This window comes from Streptomyces sp. SID5464 (assembly GCF_009862985.1).
Lineage (GTDB): Bacteria > Actinomycetota > Actinomycetes > Streptomycetales > Streptomycetaceae > Streptomyces > Streptomyces chartreusis_D.
The window spans coordinates 188,101-201,802 of the sequence record NZ_WWIQ01000075.1; the positions used below are offsets into that span (position 1 = coordinate 188,101).

A 13,702-nucleotide genomic window follows, 5' to 3' on the forward strand; every position below is an offset into this window, starting at 1 on the left:
GCCGCCCTGTCGGTCCGCGCGCGGGGACGCGCGGGGCTGCCTGTGACGCTCGTGAGACGAACCATACGGCGATCACACACATGTGTCGGTTAGTGTCGCCGGATGCTCGATGCCACCACCCGCTCTGGGGGCACCGCCACGGCCTCTCCCCGGGCCAGCACCGCGGAGCTCGCCGTCGCCGTCCCCTCGGCAACGACCGCCTCGCCCGTCCCGTCCACCGGTTTCGCCGCTCGCTGCACGAGAGTTCTGCTCTCCCCGTGGTCGAGGCTGTCCCTGCTCGTCGCGCTGCTCGCCGCCGGGGCGTGCGGGGTGCTGCTGTTCGAGCCGCAGCGGCTGCTGACGCAGGGCTGGCCGCCGCAGCTCTCCGGAGCCATGGCGGCGCTGGTGTTCGCGGTGGCGTACGGCGTGTGCACGGTGGCGTTCGTGCCCAGGCCGCTGCTGAACCTGGCGGCGGGGGCGCTGTTCGGTTCGCAACTGGGCACCGGAGTGGCGCTGGCGGGCACGGTGCTCGGTGCCGGGATCGCCTTCTGCCTGGGCCGGGCGCTGGGCCAGGACGCCCTGCGGCCGCTGCTGCGCGGGCGCTGGCTGAAGGCCGCGGACGGCCAGCTCAGCCGGCACGGCTTCCGCTCGATGCTCGCGGTGCGGCTCTTCCCCGGTGTGCCGTTCTGGGCCGCGAACTACTGCGCCTCGGTCTCCCGCATGGGCCTGCTGCCGTTCCTGCTGGCCACGGGCCTCGGCTCGATCCCGAACACCGCCGCCTACGTCGTCGCCGGCGCCCGCGCCTCCACCCCGACGTCGCCCGCCTTCCTGATCGCCCTGGCCTGTATCGCCCTGCCCGCGCTGGCGGGTGTGGTGGTGGCCTGGCGCAAGCGGCACCGCCTGCGCCAGCTCTGACGGACCGTTACGCCCGCCCGGCTCACACCCGTTCCAGCACCATGGCGTTGGCGAGCCCGCCCGCCTCGCACATCGTCTGGAGCGCGTACCGGGCGCCCCGTTCCCGCATCGCGTGCACCAGCGTCGTCGTCAGCCGGGTGCCGCTCGCGCCGAGGGGGTGGCCGAGCGCGATCGCGCCGCCGTGCACGTTGACCCGGGCGAGGTCGGCGCCGGTCTCCTGCCGCCAGGCCAGAACGACGCTCGAGAACGCCTCGTTGACCTCGAACAGATCGATGTCGTCGAGGGTGAGCGACGCCCTGCGCAGCACCTTCTCGGTCGCCGGGACGACACCGGTGAGCATCAGCAGCGGGTCGGAGCCGGTGACCGCGAAGCTGTGCAGCCGGGCGAGCGGGCGCAGGCCGAGCCGGGCCGCCGTCTCGCCGGAGGTGATGAGCACCGCCGAGGCGCCGTCGTTGACGGGGCTGGCGTTGCCCGCCGTGACGTTCCACTCGATCTGCGGGAAGCGCTCGGCGAAGCCGGGGTCGTAGTAGGCGGGCTTGAGGCCGGCGAGGACCTCGGTGGTGCTGCCGGGCCGTACGCACTCGTCGCGCGTGACGCCCTCCAGGGGCGCGACCTCGGCGTCGAAGAGCCCGCTGTCCCAGGCCGCCGCGGCCTTCCGGTGCGACGAGACGGCGAAGTCGTCCATCTGCTCGCGGCCGATCGACCACTTGGCGGCGATGAGTTCGGCGCTGATGCCCTGCGGGACGAGTCCCTCCGGGTAGCGCTCGGCGATCCCCGGGCCGAAGGGGTCCTTGCCCGCGGGCACGTTCGACCACATCGGCACCCGGCTCATCGACTCGACCCCGCAGGCCACGACGAGGTCGTACGCGCCCGAGAGGACGCCCTGGGCCGCGAAGTGCACGGCCTGCTGGGAGGAGCCGCACTGGCGGTCCACGGTGGTCGCGGGCACCGACTCGGGGAAGCCCGCGGACAGGGCGGCGTAGCGGGTGGTGTTCATGGCCTGCTCGCCGACCTGGTCGACGGTGCCGCCGATGACGTCGTCGATCAGCGCCGGATCGACGCCGGAGCGTTCGACGAGGGTGCGCAGGGTGTGGGCGAGGAGCTCCACCGGGTGGACGTGCGCGAGGGCGCCGTTCGGCTTGCCCTTGCCGATCGGGGTGCGTACGGCTTCGACGATGACTGCGTCACGCATGTGCGGGCCTCCACGACTACCAGTGAGTAGGAAATCCAAACTCACCGTAGCTCCATGGGTTGGAAAATCCAACCCTCTCCTAGACTGGGCTTCATGGCCGCCAGCAAAGATCCGCGCCCCTGCTCCATCGCCGACACCCTGGCCCTCGTGGGCGAGAAGTACTCGCTGCTCGTCCTGCGGGAGGTGTGCCTCGGCAACGGCCGTTTCGACCAGCTGGTGCGCAACATCGGCGCACCGCGCGACATCCTCGCCACGCGGCTGCGCCGGCTCGTCGACGCCGGGATCCTGGTCAAGCAGCCCTACAGCGAGCGCCCGCAGCGCTTCGAGTACCGGCCCACCCGGGCCGGGCTGGAACTGGAACCCGTGCTGATGACCCTCATGGCCTGGGGCGACCGCCACCTGCGCACGGACGGCGACCGTCCGATGGTCCTGGAGCACTCCTGCGGCCAGGCCCTCGCCCCGGTCGTCACCTGCCGGGCCTGCGGCGACGAGGTGCGCCACGAGGACCTCACGGCCCACCCCCGGACGCCCGGCTGGACGGTGACCGGACCGACGGCGGCCTGATCCCGCCCCGCCGCACAGCACCGGCCAAACCCCTGTGTCGGAGCGGCCGTCCGGGGACGCTACGCTTCCCCCTCGGCACACCTGATCCCCCGGTTCGTCACACCCGGCGGGCCGGTGTGCCCGTCGTCCGTTCCACGATCGGCACTTGGACTCCGCTACCTCATGTCTTGGTTCGAATCACTCATCCTCGGACTCGTCCAGGGGCTGACCGAGTTCCTCCCCGTCTCGTCCAGTGCGCACCTGCGCCTGACGGCGGCCTTCTCGGGCTGGGAGGACCCGGGCGCCGCCTTCACGGCGATCACCCAGATCGGCACGGAGGCCGCCGTGCTGATCTACTTCCGCAAGGACATCGGGCGGATCATCTCGGCGTGGACGCGCTCGCTCACGAACAAGGCGCTCCGCAGCGACCCCGACGCGCGGATGGGCTGGCTGGTCATCGTCGGCTCCATACCGATCGGTGTGCTCGGCGTGACGCTGAAGGACCAGATCGAGGGGCCGTTCCGCGACCTGCGGATCACCGCGACGATGCTGATCGGCATGGGCATCGTCCTGGGCGTCGCCGACCGGCTCGCGGCACGAGACGAGAGCGGCGGCAGGCACCGCGCACCCAAGCAGCGCAAGTCCCTGGAGGACCTCGGCGTACGGGACGGCCTGATCTACGGCGTCTGCCAGGCCATGGCGCTCATCCCCGGCGTCTCCCGCTCCGGCGCCACCATCAGCGGCGGCCTGTTCATGGGCTACAAGCGCGAGGCCGCGGCCCGCTACTCCTTCCTGCTCGCCATCCCCGCGGTGCTGGCCTCCGGCCTCTTCGAGCTCAAGGACGCGACGGAGGGCGGCCACGTCTCGTGGGGGCCGACGATCTTCGCGACGATCATCGCCTTCGGCGTCGGCTACGCGGTGATCGCGTGGTTCATGAAGTTCATCTCGACCAAGAGCTTCATGCCGTTCGTCTGGTACCGGATCGCGCTCGGCGTGGTCATCATCGCCCTGGTGTCGATGGGCGCGCTGAGCCCGCACGCGGCCGAGTCGGCGGGCTGACCCCGGCGGCCTGTGACCCGCGTCTCGTGACCAACCGCATAGCGATCGGGTAGCCGTCCGGTAGCGGGCTGTCAGTGGCTCCCCCTAGGCTTGTCGGCATGTCCCCCGATTTCTTGACCCCTGGTTCCGTGCGGTCCGCCGCCGAGGTCAACGAGGAGATCCGTGCGCTCTGGCGGCGCACGGGCGGCACCCTGTCGGCCGAGGAGCGCGCGGAGTACGAGCTGCTGGTCGTCGAGTGGGCGGCCGCGATCCGCGGCGCCGTCGTCAAGGCGGCCTGATCCCGCCGCACACCCCTTGGCTCCGCGCCTCCCATGCCCAACACTGAGCCGATGACGCAGCGCGTGGAGCTCGCCACCGTGAGAGACCGGCTGGCCGTCGACGGAGTGATCACCGACTACGCGGTGGCGGTCGACGACGGTGACTGGGAGGCGTACCGGGGGCTGTTCGTCCCTCAGGGACGGGCGGACTACCGCTCGGCCGGCGGCATCGAGGGGGAGGCCCCGGCGGTCGCCGAGTGGCTCGCCGAGAGCATGCGGCTCTTCCCGATGCGACAGCACCTGATCGTCAACCGGCGGGTGCGCTTCGGTGTCTGGGAGCAGGACACCGGCGACACGGCCCAGGTCCAGGCCGACTACGTCAACCCCATGGCCACCGAAGGGCCGGCGCCCGACTTCGTGTGCGGCGGCCGGTACGCGTTCGGGCTGCGGCGCACGATCGACGGCTGGCGGCTGAGCGAGGTGGTCGTGAGGGAGAAGTGGCGGCGCCTTCCCGAGCGGCGGACGGCACCTGTGGTCAACTGACCCGGCGTCCACTGTCGTAGATCGTCCCCAGGGCGCACACTGGAGGCACGAGCGGGTAGGAGGCGCCTATGAAGACGCTCGGCCACTGGCTCGCCTCCCCGTGGCGGCGCTCGGCCGCCGCCGTGATAGCGGGCGCCCTTCCCGTACTCGCCTATCCCGCCCCGTCCGCGTGGTGGTGGGCCTACGTCGCCCTGGTCCCCTGGATCCTGCTGATCCGCAGCGCGCCGACCGGGAAACGCGCGGCGTACGACGGCTGGTGCGGCGGGTTCGGCTTCATGGTGGCCATGCACCACTGGCTGCTGCCCTTCCTGCACGTCTTCACGTTCGTCCTCGCGGCGCTGCTCGGCGCCCTGTGGGCCCTGTGGGGGTGGCAGGTGCACCGCCTGCTGGCAGGCCTCCCCTCGCGGCGGCGGATCGCGGCCGCACTCGTCGTCCTGCCGTCGGGCTGGCTGGCCGTCGAGCTGGTCCGCTCCTGGCAGGGTCTCGGCGGCCCCTGGGGCATGCTCGGCTCCACTCAGTGGCAGGTCGAGCCGGCACTGCGGCTGGCCTCGATCGGCGGGGTGTGGCTGCTCAGCTTCCTGATCGTGGCCGTCAACGTCGCGGTCGCCGTGCTCGTCGCGGTCCGTCAGGCCCGCGTGCCCGCCATGGCCGGTCTCGTCGCCACGGCCGCCGCCACCTCCGCCGCCTGGCCCCTCTCGCCCCGCCCCGCCGTCGACGGCCAGGTCAGGATCGCCGTGGTCCAGCCGGGCATCGTCGGCGGCCCGGACAGCGCGGACCGCCGGTTCGCCCGCGAGGAACAGCTCACCCGCCGGCTGGCCGGACAGGACGTCGACCTGATCGTCTGGGGTGAGAGCAGCGTCGGCTTCGACCTCGGGGACCGGCCCGACCTCGCCCGGCGGCTCGCGGACCTGTCCCGCGCGACGGGCGCCGACATCCTGGTCAACGTGGACGCCCGGCGCTCCGACAAGCCCGGCATCTACAAGAGCTCCATCCTGGTCGGGCCCGACGGTCTCACCGGCGAGCGCTACGACAAGATGCGGCTCGTCCCCTTCGGCGAGTACGTCCCGGCCCGCTCCCTGCTCGGCTGGGCCACCTCCGTCGGCAAGGCGGCGGGCGAGGACCGCATGCGCGGCTCCCGGCCGGTCGTGATGAACGTGGGGGACAGCCTGCGCGCCGGCCCGATGGTGTGCTTCGAGACGGCCTTCCCCGACATGACCCGCCACCTCGCCCGGGAGGGCGCCGACGTGCTGATCGGCCAGTCGTCGACGTCCACCTTCCAGAACAGCTGGGCGCCCGAGCAGCACGCCTCCCTCGCCGCGCTGCGCGCCGCCGAGACCGGCCGCCCGATGGTGCACGCGACGCTGACGGGTGTCTCCGCCGTCTACGGCCCGAGCGGGCAGCGGGTCGGCTCGTGGCTCGGGACGGACGCGTCCGCCGCGCAGATCTACGACGTCCCCCTCGCCCACGGCACCACGCCCTACGTGCGCCTCGGTGACTGGACCGTGCACGCGGCCATGCTGATCCTCGCCGCCTGGGGCGCCGGTGAAGGTCTGCGGACGCTGCGGCTCAGGCGGTCCGCTCCTGAACCGCGCGTACCACCCGCTCGCACAGTTCATGGGTCTCCAGCGCGTCCCGGGCGCTGAGCACCTTGCCCGCCCGGACCGCGTCGAGGAACGCCAGCACCGCCTGTTCGATACCGCGCTGCCGGGCCACCGGCACCCAGTCGCCGCGCCGCCGCACGGTCGGCTGCCCCTTGTGGTCGACGACCTCGGCGAGGTTGATCACCTGCCGCTTGGTGTCCTGCCCGGAGACCTCCAGGATCTCCTCGGCCGAACCGCTGAGCCGGTTCATCACGCCGAGCGCGGTGAAGCCGTCCCCGGCGAGCTGGAGCACGACGTGGTGCAGCAGGCCGTCCTGGACGCGGGCGCGCACGGTGACGTCGTCGACCTCGCCGGGCACCAGGAACCGCAGGGTGTCGACGACGTGGATGAAGTCGTCGAGGATCATCGCGCGCGGCTCCTCCGGGAGCCCGATGCGGTTCTTCTGCATCAGGATCAGCTCGCGCGGATGGTCGGCGCACTGCGTGTAGCCGGGCGCGTGACGCCGGTTGAAACCGACGGCGAGGCTCGTGTCCCGCTCCTCGGCGAGCGCCACCAGCCGCGCGGACGCGTCGAGTTCGTAGGCGAGCGGCTTGTCGACGTACGTGGGCACGCCGGCCTCCAGCAGCCGCGTCACGATCTCCGGGTGCACGATCGTCGGCGCGTGCACGAAGGCGGCGTCGAGCCCCGCCGCGAGGAGGGAGTCGAGGGTGGTGTGCCGCCGCTCCGGCGGGACGTGGAGGCCGTCGGCGACCCGGTCGAGCGTGGCGGGCGTGCGCGTCTGGAGGTGCAGCTCCACCCCGGGCTGGAAGGCGAGGACCGGAAGGTAGGCCTTCTGCGCGATGTCGCCGAGTCCGATGCAGCCGACCTTCATGAGGTGCTCTCCTCCAACGGTTGCCTGCCGGGGTCTGCTCGGAAGCATACGGCGGCTGCGCGAGCTGCTGGACGGGAGGCTCGGGGCCTGAAAAAGCCGTGGTGCGGCAGGAGGCGTTGGGAAAGGATGCGGGCATGACGACCGAACGCCGTATGCCTGCCACGACCGCCGACGAACGCACGATGCTGGAGGGCTGGCTGGAGTTCCACCGGCAGACACTCGCGTGGAAGTGCGAGGGCCTGACCGACGAGCAGCTCAGGTCCTCCGCCGTGGAGCCCTCCGACCTGTCGCTGCTGGGGCTGGTGCGGCACATGGCGGACGTGGAGCGGAGCTGGTTCCGCCGGGTGCTCACGGACGAGGCCGTGGCGCCGCTCTACTGGAGCGACGAGGACCCGGACGGCGAGTTCCATCTGACAGATGCCGACACCTACCGGGAGGCGCACGCGGCCTGGCAGGCCGAGATCGAGACCGCCCGGAGCAACGCCGCCCGCTTCGGCCTGGACGACATCTCCGAGGGCAAGCACCGACGCACCGGCGAACGGTTCAACCTGCGGTGGATCTACACCCACATGATCGAGGAGTACGCGCGGCACAACGGCCACGCCGACCTGATCCGCGAGCGCATCGACGGCTCGACCGGCGACTGACGTCACCCGGGACAGCCCGCCGACGTCACCCCGGACGGGCCGTCTGCCTCCCTACGGGGCGCGAGATCACCCGTGCGGGGCATCCTCCACCCGTCCGCCGCCCCGCCGCGGGCCGGACGCACCAGAGTGGCGCGGGTGCATCGAACGACGACCACAGCGACGCTCCTGGTGACCGTGGCTGTCTCGGCCCTCTCCGGCTGTGTGACGGTCCAGCGTCCCCCCGTTCCCGGGTCGCCGGCGGGCCCGTCCCGGACGTCGGCGCCGGAGCCGGAGGGGCAGACGCAGACGCAGATCGTGCAGGCACCGGCCCGGGAGGCCCTGGAACTCATCGAGACGTCCCGCCGCCCGGAGCCGGCCGCGTCCCCGTCGCGCCTGACCACGCCCGCCGCGACGGCGCCACAGCAGCGGCGGCAGCCGCCCGGCACCCGCGACGTCCGCCCGCGCCCCGCCCGCCCGGAACGCCCCGAGCCGGCCCCGCGCGGCCCACGGCTTCCGCACACCGGCCTGCCCGACGTCCCGGATTCGGTACGTCAGGACGTCCGGGAGAACGTCCCGAAGAACACGGACGTCTGTGCGTTGGGCAGGCGCTACGGAGGCTGGCGGGCGGACAGCCCGGAGGCCACCATCTGCCGCGACACCTACGGGCGTTGAACCACCCTCGAAACGCGCCCCCGGGACAGGTGGGCCGGGCAGGCCCTGCCCCGTTCCTTCACGGCCGCTGCCTCGGCGGTGCCCACGTCCCCCCGCCGTCCTCGCCCAGCCGGGACTCCAGTCGGCTGATGGCCGCCCGGACGCCCTCGCCGTAGGGGTCGTCGGTGAGGGCCGTGGCCGCTCCCCGCGCCCGCCGCAGGTGTGCGCGGGCGGCGTCGCGGTGGCCGAGTCTGTCGTAGTCGGCGGCCAGGTTGAGGTGCAGCGAGGGGTAGAGCGCGCGCACCACGAGGGCCCCCTCCCCCGAGGTGGTCCCGGCGTCGGTGATCTCCTCCGCCGCCGTCAGCGCGCGCAGGTCCCAGGCCAGTTCGTCGGCGGGATCGTCCTGCGTGTCGGCCAGGTAGTGGGCGAGGGTGCAGCGGTGCAGCGGGTCGCCGTGCTCCCCGATCTCCGCCCACAGGTCCAGGAACCGCTGCCGGGCCTCCTCCCGGTCCCCGGCGTGGTGCAGCATGACGACCTGCCCGATCCGCGTCGGCACGGCATCCGGCGCCGCCTGTCCCTGTCGCTCCACGGCCACGCCCTCCGCACCGCTCGCCCGCTGTTCCTCCCGACGCTAACGGCAGGAGGGGAGGATCCAGCTGAGGCCGCTCCGTACGTCGCCGGGGCGTCAGCCGTCAGCCCAGGTTCGGAATCGTCCAGTCGATCGGCTCGTGCCCCTGCGCCGCCACCGCCGCGTTGATCTGCGTGAACGGACGCGAGCCGAAGAACTTCTTCGCCGACAGCGGCGAGGGATGCGCGCCCTTGACCACCACATGCCGCGACTCGTCGATCAGCGGGAGCTTCTTCTGCGCGTAGTTCCCCCACAGCACGAACACGGCCGGGTCGGGCCGGCCGGCCACCGCGCGGATGACCGCGTCGGTGAACCTCTCCCAGCCCCGGCCCTTGTGCGAGTTGGCCTCACCGCCGCGAACGGTGAGCACCGCGTTGAGCAGCAGGACGCCCTGCCGCGCCCACGGCATCAGATAGCCGTTGTCCGGGATCGGCGTGCCCAGCTCCTCGTGCATCTCCTTGTAGATGTTCCGCAGGGACGGCGGGATCCGCACACCGGGCCGGACCGAGAAGCACAGCCCGTGCCCCTGCCCCTCGCCGTGGTACGGGTCCTGACCGAGGATCAGGACCTTCACCCTCTCGTACGGCGTGGCGTCCAGCGCGGCGAAGACCTCCTCGCGCGGCGGATAGACGGGACCCTTCGCCCGCTCCTCCTCGACGAACTCCGTCAGCTCCTTGAACCAGGGCTGCTGCAGCTCGTCACCCAGAACCCCGCGCCAGGACTCGGGCAGCATGGCGATGTCGGTCACGTCAACGTCCTCACGATGTGCGGTCACTTCCAGGCCACAGAACCTACAGGCGACCACTGACAACGTGCCCGGGAGAGCCCGGCGCCCGCCCGCCTACCAGGCGGTCTTGCGGTGCAGCTCCCACATCATCATGATCGTCGACGGGTCCATGGCCCGCTCCGCGCCCGAGATGTCCTGGCTGGCCGCCACGTACTGCCGGCCCTGCCACAGCGGCAGCAGCCGCGCGTCGTCCACGAGGATCCGCTGGGCCTCCTCGAACTCCTTCTCCACGTTCGCGCGATCGCTCTCGCGGCGCGACCGGGGGAGCAGGTCGCCGGTGATCTCGGGCGCCGGGTAGGGCGTTCCGAGGGCGTTCTGCTCGCCGACGAACGGCGCGATGAAGTTCTCGGCGTCCGGGAAGTCGGGGAACCAGCCACGCCCGAACACCGGGTACTCGCCCTTGCGGTAGCCCTCGACGTACGTCTTCCAGGGGCGGCTCTTCAGGGTGATCTCGAACAGGCCGGAGTCCTCGAGCTGACGCTCCAGCTCCTTGAACTCCGCCGCGGTCTCGGAGCCGTAGCGGTCGCTCGTGTACCAGAAGGTGAGCGGGACCCGCTGGTTGATGCCCGCGCCGGTGAGGATCTTGCGGGCCTTGGCGACGTCCGGGTCGCCGTAGTCGTCGAAGAAGCCCGTCGTGTGACCGGTGAGGCCCTTGGGGACCATGGAGTACAGCGGGTCGACGGTGTCCTTGTAGACCTTGTGGGCGATCGCCGCCCGGTCGACGACCTGCGCGATGGCCTGGCGCACGGCCTTGCGGTTGGCCCAGGAGTCCTTCGGGTTGAACACCAGGTAGTTGATGTCGGTGCCGGTGCCCTCGACGAGCTGGATCTCGTCCTCGTTGGAGGACTTGCTCTGGAGGTCGACCACGTCACCGGCGCCCAGACCGCGGTAGGTCACGTCGATCTGCTCGTCCCGCAGCGCCTTGACCATGGCGCCGGAGTCCTGGAAGTAGCGGATGGTCACCGCGTCGTTCCGGCGCTCGGCGTAGCCCTTGTAGCCGTCGTTGCGGACGAGGACGGCCTCCTTGCCCTCGTCGTACGAGTCGAGGGCGTACGGCCCGGAGCCGACGACGTCGCTGCCCTTGCGCAGGGAGTTCTCCGGGTAGGCGGCCGGGGAGACGATCGACATGGCAGGGGTGGCGAGCACGAACGGGAAGGTCGCGTCGGGCTTGTTGAGGTGGAAGATCACCTCGCGGTCGTTCGGCGCCTGGACGCGTTCGAGGCTGCCGAGCAGACCGGCGGGGCCGCCGTTGACGTTGATCTTGCGGATCCGGTCGAACGAGTACTTCACGGCCTGGGCGTCGAGCGCGTCGCCGTTGGAGAACTTCAGACCCTCGCGCAGCTCGCAGCGGTACACCTGGTTCGAGGAGTCGCTGAAGCCGCAACTCTCGGCGGCGTCCGGCTGGGGCTCGCTCGCGCCGGTCGGATAGCTCAGGAGCGTCTGGTAGATGTTGCGGAACAGCTCCCAGGAGCTGTCCCAGGAGGCCGCGGGATCGAGCGTGCTGGGAGCACTGGTGGTGCCCACGACGATCGGCCCCTCGTCCTCCGGAGTGTCGGACGACAGCACGCCGCACCCGGCGACCAGGGACGATATGGACGCGATGGCCGCCACCCGCCGCAGGCATCGGTTCCGGTTGAACACGCGCACGCTCCTCGATCTGCCATACCAAGGGTCGGCAGACCATACCGCAGTGCCGTGCCCGCTGACCCGCCCCGGGGCATGACTCCTTGATCGATAAACCTTTGACGACGTTGTCATCGCCCTTTGCCGGGACTTTACGCCGGCACGGACGCCGCCTGTACGCAGGGGCGCCCGTGCCGGGCCGTGTCATCGGCGGGTCAGCCCGTGCCGGCGTTGAGGAAGATGCCGCCGTCCACGACGAGCGTCTGGCCGGTGACCCAGTCGGACTGCCCGGAGGTGAGGAACGCCGCCGCGCCGCCGATGTCGGAGGGCACACCGAGCCGGCCGAGCGGGTAGGCCGCGGCGGCCTCCTCCTCCCGGCCCTCGTACAGCGCCTGGGCGAACTTGGTCTTCACGACGGCCGGGGCGATCGCGTTGACCCGCACCTTGGGCGCGAACTCGTGCGCGAGCTGCAGCGTCAGGTTGATCATCGCCGCCTTGCTGACGCCGTACGCGCCGATGAACGGCGAGGGCGACAGGCCCGCGACGGAGGCGATGTTGACGATCGCGCCGCCGTTGTCCTTCTGCCAGGCGTGCCAGGTCTTCTGGGCGAAGCCCAGCGCCGAGACGACGTTGGTCTCGAAGACCTTGCGGGCGACGTTCAGGTCGAGGTCGGCGATCGGCCCGAACACCGGGTTCGTGCCGGCGTTGTTGACCAGGAAGTCGACGCGGCCGAAGGCCTCCATCGTGCGCTCGACGGCGACGGCCTGGTGGGCCTCGTCGTGCGCCTTGCCCGCGACGTGGATCACGCGGTCGGCGCCGAGCTGCTCGACGGCCTCCTTCAGAGCGTCCTCGTTGCGGCCGGTGATGCACACGCGGTCGCCGCGTGCGACGAGCGCCTCGGCGACGCCGTAGCCGATGCCGCGGCTGGCGCCCGTGACGAGCGCGACCTTGCCGGAGAGTTCAGTCATGTCCGTGGGCTCCTGTGATCCCTAGTCGAGCGGTCCGCCGGCCACGTACAGCACCTGGCCGGAGACGAACCCGGCCGCCTCGCCGGTGAAGAAGGCGATGGCGTTGGCGATGTCCTCCGGCTCACCGACGCGCGCCACCGGGATCTGGGTGGCGGCAGCGGCCTTGAAGTCCTCGAAGCCCATGCCGACGCGCTCGGCGGTGGCCTTGGTCATCTCGGTGGCGATGAAGCCGGGAGCGACGGCGTTGGCGGTGACGCCGAACTTGCCGAGCTCCTTGGCGAGGGTCTTGGTGAAGCCCTGGAGGCCGGCCTTGGCGGCCGAGTAGTTGACCTGCCCGCGGTTGCCCAGCGCCGAGGACGACGACAGGTTGACGATCCGGCCGAAGCCCGCGTCCACCATGTGCTTCTGGCATGCCTTGGACATCAGGAAGGCGCCGCGCAGGTGCACGTTCATGACGGTGTCCCAGTCGGAGACGCTCATCTTGAACAGCAGGTTGTCGCGCAGCACGCCGGCGTTGTTGACCAGGATCGTCGGTGCGCCCAGCTCCTCGGTGATCCGCGCGACGGCCGCCTCGACCTGCGCCTCGTCCGAGACGTCGCAGCCGACCGCGATGGCCTTGCCACCGGCGGCGGTGATCTTCTCGACGGTGTCCTTGCAGGCCGCCTCGTCGAGGTCGAGCACGGCGACCGCGCGGCCCTCGGCGGCCAGTCGTACGGCGGTGGCGGCGCCGATCCCGCGCGCGGCACCGGTGACGACGGCGACCCGCTGCTCAGTGGTGGACATGACTGCTTCTCCTCAGATGAGCGACCGCTTAGTACCTTCAGTGGGTGTGACGCTAGAAGCCCTGGCACGCGGTGTCAACGGCCACGCTCGGCATGTGATCCATTACCCGCGCCTGCCCTGCCCGGCGACGCCCTGCGGGACACCCGCTCGGCCTACGGCCGCGCGCCACCGCGCCTCTGGGCGCCTAGCGTCGGAGCGCGACCCACTCGTGAAGGGAGGCACTCCATGCGCCGTCGTACCGGTGCCATAGGCACGCTGTTCGCGATCGCCGCCATCGTGCCGTTGGCCGACCCCGCTCATGCCAGGCAGGACCTGGACTGCCGCGACTTCTCCTTCCAGGAGGACGCGCAGGCCGTCTTCGACGCGGATCCGAGTGATCCCAACAGACTCGACGAGGACCAGGGCCCGGACGACGGCATCGCGTGTGAGGCCTTGTCCCACCGCGGAATCATCTTCCCCACCACCTCGCCCAGCCCCTCCGCCAGTCCCTCCGTCAGCCCCTCCGCTTCCGTCACCGCGACTCCAACCACCGCCCCGACCCGGGGCGTGCGAGGCGGGCTCGGGGGTGCGGTGGCCTCGGGGCCGAGCGACTGGGACATCGCCATCGGCCTGACCTTCGCGGCGGGTGCCGCCGTCGCCGCCGCCGGTTACGTGCTGAAGCGCCGCCGGCACTGAC

At 71.6% G+C, this 13,702-nt stretch carries 16 protein-coding genes; 9 read left to right on the forward strand and 7 right to left on the reverse strand.

Going from position 1 to position 13,702, the window contains the following annotated elements; genetic code table 11:
- Nucleotides 1-102 precede the first annotated feature (102 nt).
- Nucleotides 103-894 (forward strand): TVP38/TMEM64 family protein, encoded by a 792-nt coding sequence (locus tag GTY47_RS37165; protein ID WP_010041260.1) that lies wholly within the window; start codon nt 103-105, stop codon nt 892-894.
- A gap of 22 nt (nt 895-916) precedes the next feature.
- On the opposite strand, the gene GTY47_RS37170 is transcribed toward GTY47_RS37165, so the two are convergent.
- Nucleotides 917-2,086, reverse strand: coding sequence for a thiolase family protein (locus GTY47_RS37170; RefSeq protein WP_010041262.1), 1,170 nt, complete (start codon nt 2,084-2,086; stop codon nt 917-919).
- Between the two features lie 93 nt (nt 2,087-2,179).
- Between GTY47_RS37170 and GTY47_RS37175 the strand changes: the two genes are divergently transcribed.
- The 5 genes from GTY47_RS37175 (at nt 2,180) to lnt (ending at nt 6,131) form a co-directional block, all read left to right on the forward strand.
- Nucleotides 2,180-2,650: a helix-turn-helix domain-containing protein gene (locus GTY47_RS37175; RefSeq protein ID WP_010041266.1), complete on the forward strand. Its 471-nt coding sequence runs from the start codon at nt 2,180-2,182 to the stop codon at nt 2,648-2,650.
- 162 nt (nt 2,651-2,812) lie between these two features.
- Entirely contained in the window at nt 2,813-3,688 is an 876-nt protein-coding gene (locus GTY47_RS37180; protein ID WP_010041268.1) for an undecaprenyl-diphosphate phosphatase, read from the forward strand.
- A gap of 98 nt (nt 3,689-3,786) precedes the next feature.
- Complete coding sequence (locus tag GTY47_RS37185; RefSeq protein ID WP_078602854.1) at nt 3,787-3,966, forward strand: hypothetical protein; 180 nt, start codon at nt 3,787-3,789, stop codon at nt 3,964-3,966.
- Nucleotides 3,967-4,017: 51 nt separating this feature from the next.
- The gene (locus GTY47_RS37190) at nt 4,018-4,488 is read left to right on the forward strand and encodes a nuclear transport factor 2 family protein (RefSeq protein ID WP_029181265.1); all 471 of its coding nucleotides are present in this window, start codon (nt 4,018-4,020) and stop codon (nt 4,486-4,488) included.
- 68 nt (nt 4,489-4,556) lie between these two features.
- Nucleotides 4,557-6,131 carry an apolipoprotein N-acyltransferase gene (gene lnt, locus GTY47_RS37195; protein ID WP_010041274.1) on the forward strand — a complete coding sequence of 525 codons (1,575 nt, stop codon included), beginning with the start codon at nt 4,557-4,559 and terminating at the stop codon, nt 6,129-6,131.
- Here the strand turns inward: lnt and GTY47_RS37200 are convergent.
- Nucleotides 6,055-6,960, reverse strand: a complete 906-nt coding sequence (locus GTY47_RS37200) for a Gfo/Idh/MocA family oxidoreductase (RefSeq protein WP_010041276.1) — start codon at nt 6,958-6,960, stop codon at nt 6,055-6,057. The genes lnt and GTY47_RS37200 overlap by 77 nt on opposite strands.
- Before the next feature lie 134 nt (nt 6,961-7,094).
- On the opposite strand from GTY47_RS37200, the gene GTY47_RS37205 reads away from it, so the two are divergent.
- Nucleotides 7,095-7,607 carry a DinB family protein gene (locus GTY47_RS37205; protein WP_010041278.1) on the forward strand — a complete coding sequence of 171 codons (513 nt, stop codon included), beginning with the start codon at nt 7,095-7,097 and terminating at the stop codon, nt 7,605-7,607.
- A gap of 135 nt (nt 7,608-7,742) precedes the next feature.
- Nucleotides 7,743-8,258, forward strand: a complete 516-nt coding sequence (locus tag GTY47_RS37210; protein ID WP_029181266.1) for a hypothetical protein — start codon at nt 7,743-7,745, stop codon at nt 8,256-8,258.
- 58 nt (nt 8,259-8,316) lie between these two features.
- Here the strand turns inward: GTY47_RS37210 and GTY47_RS37215 are convergent, their stop codons facing one another.
- The 5 genes from GTY47_RS37215 to fabG all read right to left on the reverse strand — a co-directional run bounded on the left by GTY47_RS37215 (nt 8,317) and on the right by fabG (nt 13,026).
- Nucleotides 8,317-8,766, reverse strand: coding sequence for a hypothetical protein (locus GTY47_RS37215; protein WP_158688416.1), 450 nt, complete (start codon nt 8,764-8,766; stop codon nt 8,317-8,319).
- Nucleotides 8,767-8,929: 163 nt separating this feature from the next.
- Nucleotides 8,930-9,613: a uracil-DNA glycosylase gene (gene ung / locus GTY47_RS37220; protein WP_010041283.1), complete on the reverse strand. Its 684-nt coding sequence runs from the start codon at nt 9,611-9,613 to the stop codon at nt 8,930-8,932.
- A gap of 93 nt (nt 9,614-9,706) precedes the next feature.
- Nucleotides 9,707-11,293, reverse strand: a complete 1,587-nt coding sequence (locus tag GTY47_RS37225; protein ID WP_029181267.1) for an ABC transporter substrate-binding protein — start codon at nt 11,291-11,293, stop codon at nt 9,707-9,709.
- Nucleotides 11,294-11,490: 197 nt separating this feature from the next.
- Nucleotides 11,491-12,243: an SDR family oxidoreductase gene (locus GTY47_RS37230; protein ID WP_010041286.1), complete on the reverse strand. Its 753-nt coding sequence runs from the start codon at nt 12,241-12,243 to the stop codon at nt 11,491-11,493.
- Nucleotides 12,244-12,264: 21 nt separating this feature from the next.
- Entirely contained in the window at nt 12,265-13,026 is a 762-nt protein-coding gene (gene fabG, locus GTY47_RS37235; RefSeq protein ID WP_010041288.1) for a 3-oxoacyl-ACP reductase FabG, read from the reverse strand.
- 225 nt (nt 13,027-13,251) lie between these two features.
- Here fabG and GTY47_RS37240 point away from each other — a divergent pair, with 225 nt between their 5' ends.
- The gene (locus tag GTY47_RS37240; protein ID WP_010041289.1) at nt 13,252-13,701 is read left to right on the forward strand and encodes a hypothetical protein; all 450 of its coding nucleotides are present in this window, start codon (nt 13,252-13,254) and stop codon (nt 13,699-13,701) included.
- Nucleotide 13,702 lies beyond the last annotated feature (1 nt).

Excerpts from the sequence above, each read along its gene's own strand:
- GTY47_RS37165 (WP_010041260.1), top strand. The coding sequence starts at position 103 with ATGCTCGATGCCACCACCCGCTCTGGGGGCACCGCCACGGCCTCTCCC.
- GTY47_RS37170 (WP_010041262.1), bottom strand. The coding sequence starts at position 2,086 with ATGCGTGACGCAGTCATCGTCGAAGCCGTACGCACCCCGATCGGCAAG.
- GTY47_RS37175 (WP_010041266.1), top strand. The coding sequence starts at position 2,180 with ATGGCCGCCAGCAAAGATCCGCGCCCCTGCTCCATCGCCGACACCCTG.
- GTY47_RS37180 (WP_010041268.1), top strand. The coding sequence starts at position 2,813 with ATGTCTTGGTTCGAATCACTCATCCTCGGACTCGTCCAGGGGCTGACC.
- GTY47_RS37185 (WP_078602854.1), top strand. The coding sequence starts at position 3,787 with ATGTCCCCCGATTTCTTGACCCCTGGTTCCGTGCGGTCCGCCGCCGAG.
- GTY47_RS37190 (WP_029181265.1), top strand. The coding sequence starts at position 4,018 with ATGACGCAGCGCGTGGAGCTCGCCACCGTGAGAGACCGGCTGGCCGTC.
- lnt (WP_010041274.1), top strand. The coding sequence starts at position 4,557 with ATGAAGACGCTCGGCCACTGGCTCGCCTCCCCGTGGCGGCGCTCGGCC.
- GTY47_RS37200 (WP_010041276.1), bottom strand. The coding sequence starts at position 6,960 with ATGAAGGTCGGCTGCATCGGACTCGGCGACATCGCGCAGAAGGCCTAC.
- GTY47_RS37205 (WP_010041278.1), top strand. The coding sequence starts at position 7,095 with ATGACGACCGAACGCCGTATGCCTGCCACGACCGCCGACGAACGCACG.
- GTY47_RS37215 (WP_158688416.1), bottom strand. The coding sequence starts at position 8,766 with ATGCTGCACCACGCCGGGGACCGGGAGGAGGCCCGGCAGCGGTTCCTG.
- GTY47_RS37230 (WP_010041286.1), bottom strand. The coding sequence starts at position 12,243 with ATGACTGAACTCTCCGGCAAGGTCGCGCTCGTCACGGGCGCCAGCCGC.
- fabG (WP_010041288.1), bottom strand. The coding sequence starts at position 13,026 with ATGTCCACCACTGAGCAGCGGGTCGCCGTCGTCACCGGTGCCGCGCGC.
- GTY47_RS37240 (WP_010041289.1), top strand. The coding sequence starts at position 13,252 with ATGCGCCGTCGTACCGGTGCCATAGGCACGCTGTTCGCGATCGCCGCC.